The organism is Arthrobacter sp. UYCu511 (assembly GCF_040547105.1).
Lineage (GTDB): Bacteria > Actinomycetota > Actinomycetes > Actinomycetales > Micrococcaceae > Specibacter > Specibacter psychrochitiniphilus.
In genome coordinates this window covers 57,829-69,970 of sequence record NZ_JBEPPB010000011.1, presented here as the reverse complement: position 1 = coordinate 69,970, position 12,142 = coordinate 57,829, and the positions used below count along the sequence as shown (strand labels likewise).

General features: G+C 58.7%; 10 protein-coding genes. 5 read left to right on the top strand and 5 right to left on the bottom strand.

The features are described from left to right. Complete coding sequence (locus ABIB48_RS14390; RefSeq protein ID WP_354213426.1) at positions 1-1,413, top strand: alanine racemase; 1,413 nt, start codon at positions 1-3, stop codon at positions 1,411-1,413. 633 nt (positions 1,414-2,046) lie between these two features. On the opposite strand, the gene ABIB48_RS14385 is transcribed toward ABIB48_RS14390, so the two are convergent. The 5 genes from ABIB48_RS14385 to ABIB48_RS14365 form a co-directional block, all read right to left on the bottom strand. Beyond that, positions 2,047-2,223, bottom strand: a complete 177-nt coding sequence (locus ABIB48_RS14385; RefSeq protein WP_354213425.1) for a hypothetical protein — start codon at positions 2,221-2,223, stop codon at positions 2,047-2,049. Positions 2,224-2,462: 239 nt separating this feature from the next. Beyond that, positions 2,463-3,389, bottom strand: a complete 927-nt coding sequence (locus ABIB48_RS14380; protein WP_110107159.1) for a LysR substrate-binding domain-containing protein — start codon at positions 3,387-3,389, stop codon at positions 2,463-2,465. Positions 3,390-3,431: 42 nt separating this feature from the next. After that, positions 3,432-3,914, bottom strand: coding sequence for a RidA family protein (locus tag ABIB48_RS14375; protein WP_110107158.1), 483 nt, complete (start codon positions 3,912-3,914; stop codon positions 3,432-3,434). Positions 3,915-3,952: 38 nt separating this feature from the next. Then, positions 3,953-5,134: an ArgE/DapE family deacylase gene (locus ABIB48_RS14370; protein ID WP_211315153.1), complete on the bottom strand. Its 1,182-nt coding sequence runs from the start codon at positions 5,132-5,134 to the stop codon at positions 3,953-3,955. A gap of 14 nt (positions 5,135-5,148) precedes the next feature. Continuing rightward, positions 5,149-6,285, bottom strand: a complete 1,137-nt coding sequence (locus ABIB48_RS14365) for a diaminopropionate ammonia-lyase (RefSeq protein WP_110107157.1) — start codon at positions 6,283-6,285, stop codon at positions 5,149-5,151. A 286-nt stretch (positions 6,286-6,571) separates the two neighbouring features. Between ABIB48_RS14365 and ABIB48_RS14360 the strand changes: the two genes are divergently transcribed. The 4 genes from ABIB48_RS14360 (at position 6,572) to ABIB48_RS14345 (ending at position 12,052) form a co-directional block, all read left to right on the top strand. Further along, positions 6,572-7,819 (top strand): M24 family metallopeptidase, encoded by a 1,248-nt coding sequence (locus tag ABIB48_RS14360; protein WP_354213424.1) that lies wholly within the window; start codon positions 6,572-6,574, stop codon positions 7,817-7,819. Between the two features lies 1 nt (position 7,820). Continuing rightward, positions 7,821-8,651: a maleate cis-trans isomerase family protein gene (locus ABIB48_RS14355; protein WP_110107155.1), complete on the top strand. Its 831-nt coding sequence runs from the start codon at positions 7,821-7,823 to the stop codon at positions 8,649-8,651. Further along, complete coding sequence (locus ABIB48_RS14350; protein ID WP_110107154.1) at positions 8,651-10,126, top strand: alanine/glycine:cation symporter family protein; 1,476 nt, start codon at positions 8,651-8,653, stop codon at positions 10,124-10,126. The genes ABIB48_RS14355 and ABIB48_RS14350 overlap by 1 nt, the downstream gene beginning before the upstream one ends. Positions 10,127-10,456: 330 nt before the next feature. Further along, positions 10,457-12,052, top strand: a complete 1,596-nt coding sequence (locus ABIB48_RS14345) for a fatty acyl-CoA synthetase (protein WP_354213423.1) — start codon at positions 10,457-10,459, stop codon at positions 12,050-12,052. Positions 12,053-12,142 lie beyond the last annotated feature (90 nt).

The following is a 12,142-nucleotide window of genomic DNA, read 5'->3' as shown; positions in this document are numbered from 1 at the left end:
ATGCACCAGAAAATGTACGGTACTGCACGGTTGACCGCCCGGCTTGAGCCGTGGATGGAGGAAATCCTCAGCGATCCCACTCGTTGCCGAGAGCTCATTGATAGCTATGGATCGCCGGTGAACCTTCATGAATATTCAGCCATGGGCAGGAACGTCAAGGAACTCAATAGCGCTGCAGCCGCGCATCACATTGATTTCCAAATTTACTTCGCACGCAAAGCCAACAAAACCATGGCAGCCATTGATCGCGCCGTACACGAAGAGTGTGGGGTGGATGTGGCGAGCCTCAATGAACTACGCCAATGTCTTGACCGTGGCGTGCCCGCCGCTCGGATCATTGTCAGCGCCGCAGTGAAATCGAAGGCATTGATGGAGCTGGCCATTGCCTCCGGGGCCACCATTAGCCTGGATAACGACGAAGAACTCCACAGCGTGCTTGAACTGAGCAGCAACAGCGCAGAGCCCCTTCATGTGGCTTTGCGGCTGGCCATCAACCACCCAGCCATACCGGCTACGCGCTTTGGGCTTCCTGCATCTGCGTGGCTGCAAGTGCTCAATGACGTTGAGTTGGGAGCACAGCTCACGGTTGCCGGTGTTCACTTTCACCTCAACGGCTATGACGCCCACGCGCGTTCCCTCGGGATTCATCAAGGACTAGACCTCATCAGCCAATTGCAGACCTTGGGCCATAAACCTTCCTTTGTGGACATGGGAGGCGGAATACCTATGTCCTATCTGGAGAGTGCCACCCAGTGGGAAGATTTTTGGTCAAAATTGGGCACCTTGCCGGAAGGTGATGAATCGCTGACCTGGAGATCAGATAGATTTGGCTCCTCCGGCAAGGCCCCGAATTCCGGGGTTTACCCTTACCACCAAGACCTCACCCGCGGGGCGTGGTTGGATAAAGTCCTGTCATATGTTCCAGAATCAGGGGCGCCATCCGTTGCCTCCGCACTCCGTTCTGCAAAGATCCAACTGCGCTGCGAGCCGGGCCGTTCACTGATGGACGGATGCGGACTCACTCTTGCCGAGGTGGCCTTCACCAAAAAACGCAGCGACGGCGTCCCACTGGTGGGCTTGCACATGAATAGAACCCAGTGCCGCTCCACGTCGGCGGACTTCCTGCTCGATCCGGTCCTTGTCCCCGCCGCCCCTGCCGGAAAGAAACGTGCTGCTGATAGCGCTTTTCTGGTGGGCGCCTACTGTATTGAAGACGAGCTGCTGCTGCGCCGGCGTTTCGAATTTCCGCAGGGGGTAGCAGCCGGGGACTTAATTGCGTTCCCCAACACTGGCGGGTATCTCATGCATATAGTTGAAAGCGCGTCCCACCAATTGCCGCTCGCCGCCAACATTCACTTTGATGGCACGCAATGGGTGCCCGATGACATCGACCGGGAAAAGCTAAGCTTCTAAAACGTCAACCCACCGCACCCTACGGCTCGTGGTTCAGATGGCTCGTCTACTGCTCGGTCCAGAAGGAATTCAACCCAGAAGGAATTCAACCCGGTGGCGACGCCACCGCGGTGACGAATCCGGAGCCGGGCATCACAAGAGTCGTGACAGAAGGATAAACGAGCTCGGCGGGCAGTGTTGATCCGGGACACACGGTCCATGCAGCACGGTGTATCAACACTCTGACGACGGCACACTGCCATGGCTGGACATGGTCACAATCACGGATTCTTGCGCATCGAGGGGATAGGGCGTTGCTTGGAGCGGCCTGGGCATTCCATCTCTAGCAGTCTTATGCCCGGGCCATCATTTCTGAGGTGGCAGCCTCTGGTTGGCAAAAATATCCAACCGTGGCTGGCGTACTTACGCCGGAGATTGTGCTGATGCCAGCACCACGCTGCTGCGCATAGCTGGGTTCTAGGCTAAGGCCTACCCTCCCGTTCCCTGCAGCAAAGTCATCAGGTGCCGCGAGGACTCGAATCGAATTCAGCCCGAGCTAGTTCGGCTAGCCGCCGCTCATGTGGCTCCTAACGCCGGATAGCAACGGAAGTCTGCTTTCTTAGTGTGATTGATTTCTAGAATGCCGCCGTAGTCTCATCCTTCCTCACGCAGCAACTGAACGTCTGTCTGGACCGTCTCCGCAGGGGCTACATTCTGCTTCCTGGCGTAGACCATGGACGCCTGCTGTGCTTCATCCAGTGGTGCCGCGGAGGGGTCCCCGGCTTCGATGGCGCTCCGGATTGCCCCTGCCCGGGCGCCCTCCCGCAGCATGGCTTTCATCCTTACGACATGGTGGTATCCCGGTGATGGAACACATTCTTATAAAGCGCCATATGCTCCTTTATCGTGTGGGGGCCCACGGAATGCACCAGCATAATATTGTCTACGTTGCCGCCGGGGCCGGTGGGGACTACGGCTAAATTGGCTTGGAATCAGATTCCCGCCCAGGATTGACCAAAAGGGCGCGGGGAGCGCTCTGCCGAGCAGCGGCACTAGCCATCCCGGAAAAGTTAGTTTTCGCTGATTCGACCGCTGGCATAAGAGGTGGCTGCACGGTGAATTGCGGCCGAAACGGCCGCTATGGCCGGCCGCTGGCTCGAGGCTTCGCGGGTGGTAAGGAGAATCTGCCGGTTCTGCATTCCGGAGGTGGGAAATCTGCGAGTTGTGGTGGAAGCTCCTACGAGCGAGAGACCAGGGAGCACTGCCACGGCTAATCCTGCTTCAACAAACCGCAAGTGGACCGAAACGTCTTCAGAAGAACAAATTATCTTGGGATCGAAGCCTGCTTTGCGGCATTGGTTTGTCAGCCATGTTCGGGAGGCGGAGGCAGCCGTTTCCACCGCCCAGTGGGCCTCTGCGAGCTGGGAGATCAGGTCTCTACTGGGATCCAGACCGTCCGCGATGGTTGCATCCATGACCAGCCACAAGGGATCCTCCATGATGGTAGTGACAGCAATACCCGGCTGCGCCGGCAGGGGAAGCCCCGGGAATGACTCGGCAATAACCAGGTCATATTCCGAGGAGGCCAGCGAGGGCATGGTGGCTTCAGGTTCGCCTTGCTCGAATTCCACCGAAAGCTCTGGATGGAGCCGGCGAAGCTCTGCAATGGCATCGGGAATAATTGTCAGAGCCGCGGATTGAAAAGCGGCAACCCTGACCACCCCGCGCGGTTGTGACACGGACATGGAGACATCAGCCTCGGCACGTTCCACTAAGTCCAGGATTTGCTCGGCGTGGGCTACAAGGATTAAACCTTGAGGGGTTAGCTGCAGGCGGCGCCCCGAAGGCTCAACCAAGGGAACGCCGACTTCCTTTTCAAGTAGGCGTAGCTGCTGTGACACTGCCGAGGTGCTGTAGGACAACGCGGTGGCCACGGCTGAGAGGGTCTTGCGGTGGTAGAGCTCCCGCAAGACCCTGAGCCGGACGATGTTCAGCACGTCTGTTCCTTCTGCTGTGTGGAGTGGGCGGCCGGTGTGCCGCTAGAGAAACTCTACGATAATCTCAACCTCGACGGGTGCGTTCAGGGGAAGCTCGGCAACTCCCACAGCCGAGCGGGCATGCGCTCCACGGCTGCCGAACAATTCCACGAGCAGCTCGCTGGCGCCGTTGATCACCGCAGGCTGTCCATTGAAACCGGATGCTGATGCAACGAAGCCGGTAACTTTCAGGATCCGTGCAGTGTCCAGATCGCCCAGTGCACCAGCGGCGGCCAGAGCGTTCAGAACGCACGTTCTGGCCAAATCCTTCGCCACCTCAGGAGAAACCTCAGCTCCAACCTTGCCAAGAGCTCCCATGGTGCCCTCATGCAGAGGCAGTTGGCCGGAGGTGTAGACCGTATTGCCTGTCCGGATGGCGGGAACGTAGGCGGCCACGGCCGAGGAGGTTTCCGGCAGGGTCAGGCCCAGCTGGGCGAGGCGTTCTTGAAGAATGGGGTGGGAGAATGCGGTGGGAGTGGCAGTCATGGTGATCCTTCTGGTTGGTTTTAGTGGCCGAGTTGGTGTTAGCGGCAGAAATTGGAGACGGTGGTGGCAAGGGCGTGAGCGACTCGTATCACTGAGTCCAGTTCCACCCATTCGGTGGCGGCGTGGGCTCCGCCACCGTCAACGCCGAAGAGCAGCCCGGGTATACCTGCCTCGAGCATCAGGGATGCGTCAGTCCAGAAAGCTTCACCGCGGACGGTGGTGGGTTTCCCGGTGACCGCGGCAGCCGCGGCTTCAAGGGCCTGGACAATAGGCTCCTCGGCAGAGACTTCAAAGGCGTGCCGTTCCAGGATCTCGGTCACGGTGTAGCTGAAATCGGGGTCCGAGCTGGCGATGTCATCGAGAACTTTCCGCAGCTCAGCCTCCACCGTTGACGAGTTCTCGCCAGGGACCGTGCGCCGTTCAAGTGAGACGGTGCAGGAGGCGGGGTAGCTGGAGAGCTCCTCCCCACCGCGAATCAGGGAAGCGTGGATGCTGCCAGTTCCCAACATCTCATGGGCGGCGCCCTGGGGTAGCGAACGGCTGAGGTCATCGAGGCCGGTGAGGAACTTGCCGGCCTTTGCGATGGCATCGATCCCCAAATCAGGGCGGGAGCCGTGGGCGGCGGTACCGTGAATGGTCACGTCAAACCATACGAAGCCACGGTGTGAGATGACGATGTCCTCATGTGTTGGTTCAGAGACAATTGCCGCGTCAGCGGTGAAATGCCGCAAGACCTCCTCCGTACCAGCGCTGGCGAATTCCTCATCCGCGACAAGGGCTACGATAATGTCGCCAGCATGGGGCTGTGACGCCGCAGCTGCCGCGGCGACCATCATCGCTGCGATGCCGGCTTTCATATCGAAAGTGCCGCGGCCGTACATGCGCCCGTCCTCCACTCGCGGCTCCAGCGGTTCCCCGTCGAAGCCTGCGAGGGTGACGGTATCCAAATGTCCGTTGAACATCAGGGCCTTGCCTTGCCCGGTACCGGCTGCAACGGCAACAATGGACGGGCGCCCAGGCACGGCTTCAAGCCGGGTAATGGTGAATCCCCGCTGTTCCAGCCACGCTGCCGTGAAGTCCGCAATTGTTGTTTCTCCAGCTGCGCCTGGCACAAGGTCAGGATTGACGGAATCGATCCTGACCAGGTCTTCCAAAAGCGCCACAGGATCTTCCAGCAGGCTGATGATGGCGCTGGGTACTAAATTTTTGCTGATTTCCATGGGGAAAGAGCCTTTCATCGAAGCGGGTTTGCTGCCAGGCCCTCTGTGCTGACCAAGACGATTACCGACGTTGCATCGAGCCCCAACGCCTCCCTCCGCTGCGGGATGGACAAGGCTGCTCGAACACCGGCCAAGGTGGCTGCACCACACGGGCCCACATCCAAGCCTAGGTCCTGAAGATCCAAGACTGCTTGGCGGCAGTCGGACTCAGAAACGCTCACCGCGGCATCAAGTCCTGCCAGTAGCGCCGGCCAGCCCAGCTCTGAGGGGGTGCCGCAATTGAGCCCTGACATGATTGACGGGTAGGAGGTATCCACCACTACCGGAGTCCCTGACAGCAAGGACTGTGCAATGCACGCTGCAGTTTCCGGTTCAGTGCTCAAAAGGACAGGAGCGGCATTGCCCGCGGTCCGGTAGTGCTCCACCAATGCTTGGGCGAGTGAACCAACGCCAACAGGGCAGGCCACCAAGTCCGGGCCGGATGCATTCATTTCCCGAAGTGCATCATCAATCTCGCCAAACAGGGTGCCATAACCGTCCACAATCCACTGCGGAGCCTGCATGTACCCTTCCCACGCCGTGTCCTGAATCAACACATCGCAGGCTTGGCCCTCTGTGGATTTCGCGGCAAGCATGACCACATCATCGTAGATGTTCTGCGTTTCGATCAGCTCAGCACCTTCTCCGGTGATGCCTGCAATTGCGGAGGAGCTCAGGCCTGCCGGAACGTAGATGCGGGCAGTGAGGCCCAGTAATGCCGCCATTCTGGCGATTGCTCGGCCGTGGTTGCCATCGGTGGCCGTGACAAGTACAGGGGTTTGCGCAACGTCTACGTTGGCGTGGATAAATTCCTTGAGCCGGGGAACGGTCATTCCCTCGGGGTCCAGATCGTAGCGCTGGCACAGGGCCCTGCATACGGCCCATGAGGCGCCGAGGATTTTGAAGGCAGGCAAACCCAAGCGGTTCGATTCATCTTTTACCAAGACTTGGCCGACACCCAGCTCAGTGGCAAGGGAAGGCAGGCTAACCAGCGGTGTGGGGGTGTAGCCATCAAGGCTGCGGTGAAAGGGCAGGGCAGATTCAGGCGCTGCGGTCTGCCATGAGCGGGAGGTGGGATTCGAGTACCAAAGGGAGGTCTGTGTGGGAAGCATGTATCCATCGTCCAACAAAGAAAGGGAAAGTAAAAGTGTTTATTTGTGGTCAATTCCTTACACTTTTACTTCAAATATAATTGTCCAATTCTGCTTCAAGATAAAGGCCGTATTTGACCGCTTTTTGTTTACTTCATGATGCGGGACACTTAATGCAGTGACTGGGGACACATGGAGTGGGCCACTCGTAAAAGCTGGTGGTGCCACACCCAATCCAACCCGGCACCATCAATACTTGAGCGTCATCTAGCACGCAACGGCCACAATATCTAGGAGCAACAAACGGATGTCAGAGAAAACCATCCCCGACCACGCAGTGTGGCCCGGCACCGTGCACAACGGGATTCTGTCTGTGCCCTCCGGCTCTCACCCAGCCCCACAGCGTGGCTTTGACGTTGCGGAGTTCGCCAAACGGCTGGCACGTGCGCAGCAGCTGATGGCTGAGTCCGGTATGGACGCAATGCTGATCACCACGGAAGCTGAGTTTCGCTACTTCACAGGCTTTTTGACGCAGTTCTGGCAAAGCCCCACCCGTCCCTGGTTCCTTCTGGTGCCTGCCAGCGGTCAGCCCACCGCCGTGATTCCAGGGATTGGATACCCTCCTCTGGCGCAGACCTGGATTGAGGACATTCGGACCTGGACGTCCCCACAGCCGCAGGACGAGGGGGTTTCCCTGCTGGCCGAGACCATGCATGAAATCCTCGGTGACCGGGCCCGGGTGGGAGTGCCCATGGGCCCTGAAACTACCCTGCGCATGCCACTGGCGGACTACGACCGGCTCCGGGCAATGGTGCCCGGATTCAGCTTCCATGACGCAACGGAAGTGGTCAAGACCTTGCGGATGGTTAAATCAGAGGCGGAAATTGAGAAGATCGCCCATATTTGCCGCATCGCCTCCGACGTTTATGACCTGGTCCCTAGCATCGCCACCCCTGGCCAGCCGCTGGTGGAAACCTTCCGTGCGGTCAAGATTGAACTCCTCAAGCACGGGGCCGACGATGTTTCCTACCTTGTTGGCGCATCAGCTCCGGGTGGGTATGACAATGTCATTTCTCCCCCAGGGAACCGTCCCTTGACCGAAGGGGACGTGCTGATGATTGATACAGGCACCGTCTACGACGGCTACTTTTGCGACTTTGACCGAAACTGGGCCATCGGAAAGGCGGACCCCGCAGCCAAGCATGGTTACGCCACACTCTTCGAGGCCACCAACGCCGCCCTGGAGATCGCCCGGCCTGGAGCCACAGCAGGGGACCTTTTCCGAGCCATGCAAAAAGTGATCGTTGACAACGGCTACGCCTGCGGCAATGTGGGCCGGTTAGGCCACGGACTGGGCATGCAGCTGACCGAATGGCCCTCGCACACCAACGCGGATGAGACCATCCTGGTTCCCGGCATGGTCCTCACCCTTGAACCTTCCCTCGATATGAAACCCGGTCAGGGCATGGTGCACGAAGAAAACTTTGTGCTTCGCGACAATGGCCCTCAGCTTCTGAGCCGCCGCGCCCCCGAACAACTCCCTGAGGTGCACTGAGATGAAACTGTCCTATGAATCAGATGCGGGTGTTGCCACCCGCGCCCGCCTGGGCGTTATTGTCCTGCAGGTTGATGAAACGCTCGAATACGAATTCCAAACCCTACTGAAGCTACCCGGCGTCGTGCTTCACCACACCCGAGTACCCAGCGGACTGGACGTCACCGAGGAAACACTCGCGGCCATGGAAGAACACATCCCCATGGCTGTGAGCTTGCTTCCCACCGGGGGTTCCTTCGACGCTATTGGGTACGCATGTACCTCCGGTGCAAGCGTCATCGGAGCCGAAAACGTGGCCAAGGCCGTCCGCTCCGCCTACCCTGCCGAGGTTCAGAACTCCTCAGTGATGCCAGCTGTCACCGATCCGTTGACAGCAGTACGGGCAGCCTGCCAAGCCCTGGGCGTCCGCCAGCTGGGATTCGTCACCCCCTATGTAGCGGAAGTGTCCGAGAAGCTCCGGTCCGCGTTGGAAGAAGACGGCCCCACCATTACCGGGTTCGGTTCCTTTGAGGAGTCCGAGGAATGCAAGGTGGCGCGGATCGCCCCTGAATCGGTCTACGAAGCGATCCTCAAGGTGGGGCAGGCCTCGCCCTGCGATGCCGTTTTTGTCTCCTGCACCAACGTGCGAACCTTGGACATTTTAGAACGGGCTGAAGCCAGCCTCGGCAAGCCCGTCATCAGCAGCAATCAGGCGCTCGCCTGGCACATGCTCCGGCTCTCAGGCATCAATGACGCACTGCCCGGATACGGGCGGCTGCTGCGACTACCTCTGAGCCCCACCAATGAAAGCGTAGGGACCGCCACCGCTGCGGTCCAAGGAGGTGCAAAGTAATGGAAAGTTTTATCACGTGGCTCAACGGGCTTGTCTGGAGTCCGGTCCTTGTCATCATGCTCCTTGGCGCAGGCCTGTTTTTTACCATAGCCACCCGCTTCGCCCAGGTCAGGCACGCCCTCGAGATGGTCCGGCTGACCTTTGAAGGGAAAAGTTCCGCATCCGGAATCTCCTCCTTCCAATCGCTGGCACTGTCCTTGGGCGACAAGATTGGTGTTGGCAATATTGCTGGCGTTGCCACAGCAATTGCCTACGGCGGTCCCGGCGCCGTTTTCTGGATGTGGGTGACAGGTTTCCTCGGCATGGCCACCTCCTTCATTGAAACGACCCTGGCTCAGGTCTATAAGAGCAAGCAGGACGGAGAATACCGAGGGGGAACTCCTTACTACATTGAAAAAGCCCTGAAACTGCGCCCTCTCGCCATTATCTTTGCGATCATGACCATGATCACCGGCGCATTCCTGCTGCCGAACGTTCAAGTCAACGCCATCTCCGCATCACTGAATTCAGCCTTCTCCATCAACACCCACATCACAGGGATTGCGCTGATGGTAATTCTGGCACTGATCATCTTCGGTGGCATCAAACGCATTGCCCGCACGGCCGAGTTTGTGGTTCCTTTCATGGCGGCCGGATACATTCTGGTGGGCCTGTTGATCATGGTGGTGAACGCCGCAGAGATACCCGGGCTATTCGCCTTGATCCTCTCCAGTGCCTTCGGCACGAATGCCACGTTCGGCGGGATGATTGGTGCTGCAATTGCTTGGGGAGTCAAGCGCGGGGCCTTCTCGAACGGAGCTGGCTTTGGAAGCGAGACGTATGCCCCGGCTGCTGCCGAGGTTTCACACCCGGCCAAACAAGGACTGGTTCAGTCATTTGCCACCTTCATAGATACGCTGGTCGTCTGCTCCATTACTGCCTTCATGATTCTCATTACGAAGTCCTACAACGTCATTCCGGCAGCAGGTGCGCCGCTGGCAAATCACCTGGACGGCGTTGAACCCGGTCCGCTGTACACCCAGGCCGCCATCGAGTCCGTCCTGCCGGGGTGGGGTTCAGGGACGCTTTCAATTGCTATTCTCTTCTTCGCCTTCACCAGCGTGATGTTCTACATGTACATGGCAGACACCGGACTGGCGTACATCAAACGCTGCTTTGGGATCACGTGGAAATGGCCCGGTGTAGTGCTCAAACTCGGCTTCCTTGCATGCGTATATCTGGGAAGTGTCACCTCCGCCTCGTTCGCCTGGTCGCTTGGGGATCTAGGGTATGGAGCCATGGCGTGGATCAACGTGGTAGTGATTGTCCTCTTGGCCAAACCTGCCCTGCGGGTATTGCGAGACTATGAAAAGCAGCGCAAGGCCGGCATTGACCCTGTCTTTGATGCGGTTGCTGCAAAAGTTGACGGAGCTGATTTCTGGGTCAAGGAACCTGTTATGGCTCCTGCGCAAAGCCTGCGAAGAGACGTAAAGTAGTTCCCTGTCCCGCCTCGCATCTTGTGGTGAGCGGTACATCGAACCCAAATGAATGGCCCTCGACCATTGCGGAGACGCAGTGGTCGAGGGCTATTCATTTAACCCGCCGCGGTAGCGGGTAGGTGGGTGCTTCTGAACCGCGGGTGAGGGTTGGTTTGACGAGGGCCACCACGGAAGCCGCTGAATCGCCGTCCCTGGCAAGTGTTGCCTTGATTTGTTAGCTGGATGTGGCAGGTTGAAAGAATCAGATTGTTCAGGAGCACTGTGCAATTGTGTATGGAAAGTTTCTTGGCCGCGGTCCATCGCATTGACGAAAGGAACATTTACACCATGAATGCTTCACCTTCGAAGCCTGACAACCCCCTCATTGCCTCGCCCAGTAATGGCGGCGCCGACACGGTCGGAGCGCTCTTGCGCCGTACCGTCTCACGCAACGGTGCAACGGAGGCCGTACTGTTCCAAGACCGGCGATGGAGCTATGCTCAGCTCGAAATGGGTGTTGACCGGGTTGCACGCCGTCTGCTGGACCTTGGGCTCCCGAAAGGTGCCCGGATTGCGGCCTACGGCGCGAACTCCGACGCCTACCTACTTCTCTACCTTGAGTGTGCCAAGTCCGGGCTGGTCCACGTGCCCGTGAACTTCGCCCTGAAAGGGGATGAGCTCAGCTACCTGCTCAACGACTCGGGCGCCAGCGTTTTGGTGGTTGATCCCGAGCTGTTGCCGCTCGTGGACGAGTTGAGATCCGCTAGCCGGCTTCCGGCGCTTGAACAGGTGTGGCCGATGTTCCCCGGAACCGATTCCCCCGAACCCTCCGTCGTGGAAACGGCCCTGACCGACGACGTCGATACGGTCCCGGTAGAGGACGAGGGTGGCGAACAGGAGATCCTCCAACTGCTCTATACCTCGGGCACAACCTCCGCACCCAAGGGGGCAATGATGACCCACAAGGCATTGCTTGCGGAATACATCTCTTCCATCATCGGGCTGGACCTTACCGCTGATGACCGGCCGCTCATTGCAATGCCGTTGTACCACTCGGCTGCCATGCATGTATTCATGCTGCCTTACCTTTCGCTCGGAGCCACCATCCGGCTGATCGCACGTCCTGACGTCGGCAAGATTCTGGAGCTCGTCGAGGAAGAGCGCATCGGCTCACTTTTCTTGGCGCCCACGGTGTGGGTGCCACTGAGTAACCACCCAGATCTAGAGACGCGGGACTTGTCCTCGCTGACAAAAGCACAATATGGGGCATCCATCATGCCGGTAACGGTGCTTCAGCGGTTGCGCTCCCGGTACCCGAAGATTGGGTTCTACAACTGCTTCGGCCAGTCCGAGCTCGGCCCCCTATGCACAGTTCTTCGCCCCGAGGAACACGAAACGCGTCCTGCCTCCTGCGGCCGGCCCGTCTTCTATGTGGAAGCGCGCGTCGTTACCACGGACGGCAGCATCGCCGCCGTAGGTGAGCCGGGGGAGATTCAGTACAGGTCACCTCAATTGCTGGTTGGCTATTGGAACAAGCCCGAGGCCACCGCCGAAGCCTTTGTTGATGGCTGGTTCCGGTCAGGGGATCAGGTGACCCGAGATGCCCATGGTTACATCCAAGTCGTGGACCGGATCAAGGACGTGATCAACACTGGGGGAGTGAACGTTGCGCCGAGGGAGGTGGAAGATTGCATTTACGAATTGCCTGAGGTTGCTGAGGTAGCCGTGATTGGCATTGCAGATGATAGGTGGATTGAGGCGATCACGGCAGTTGTTGTTCTTAAAGACGGGGCGTCCCTCACTGCAGAGTCTGTACGCGCGCACGTCAAGAGCCGGTTAGCAGACTATAAGGCACCCAAACGGGTCGACTTCGTCGCAGAACTTCCCCGCAACCAGTCGGGCAAGCTTCTGAAACGGGAACTGCGCGCGGAACGAGCCGACTAGACCACGGACAGTCCGCCTGAAGCGCTACGCCTTGCTGCCATTTCCGGACTACGCGCCAGCTATTGAGGATCTCGTACTGTTCTAACTTCT

What these genes read in the sequence shown, in the direction of transcription:
- ABIB48_RS14350 (WP_110107154.1), top strand. Translation starts at nt 8,651, where the DNA reads ATGGAAAGTTTTATCACGTGGCTCAACGGGCTTGTCTGGAGTCCGGTC.
- ABIB48_RS14365 (WP_110107157.1), bottom strand. Translation starts at nt 6,285, where the DNA reads ATGCTTCCCACACAGACCTCCCTTTGGTACTCGAATCCCACCTCCCGC.
- ABIB48_RS14385 (WP_354213425.1), bottom strand. Translation starts at nt 2,223, where the DNA reads ATGCTGCGGGAGGGCGCCCGGGCAGGGGCAATCCGGAGCGCCATCGAA.
- ABIB48_RS14390 (WP_354213426.1), top strand. Translation starts at nt 1, where the DNA reads ATGCACCAGAAAATGTACGGTACTGCACGGTTGACCGCCCGGCTTGAG.
- ABIB48_RS14375 (WP_110107158.1), bottom strand. Translation starts at nt 3,914, where the DNA reads ATGACTGCCACTCCCACCGCATTCTCCCACCCCATTCTTCAAGAACGC.
- ABIB48_RS14355 (WP_110107155.1), top strand. Translation starts at nt 7,821, where the DNA reads ATGAAACTGTCCTATGAATCAGATGCGGGTGTTGCCACCCGCGCCCGC.
- ABIB48_RS14360 (WP_354213424.1), top strand. Translation starts at nt 6,572, where the DNA reads ATGTCAGAGAAAACCATCCCCGACCACGCAGTGTGGCCCGGCACCGTG.
- ABIB48_RS14370 (WP_211315153.1), bottom strand. Translation starts at nt 5,134, where the DNA reads ATGGAAATCAGCAAAAATTTAGTACCCAGCGCCATCATCAGCCTGCTG.
- ABIB48_RS14345 (WP_354213423.1), top strand. Translation starts at nt 10,457, where the DNA reads ATGAATGCTTCACCTTCGAAGCCTGACAACCCCCTCATTGCCTCGCCC.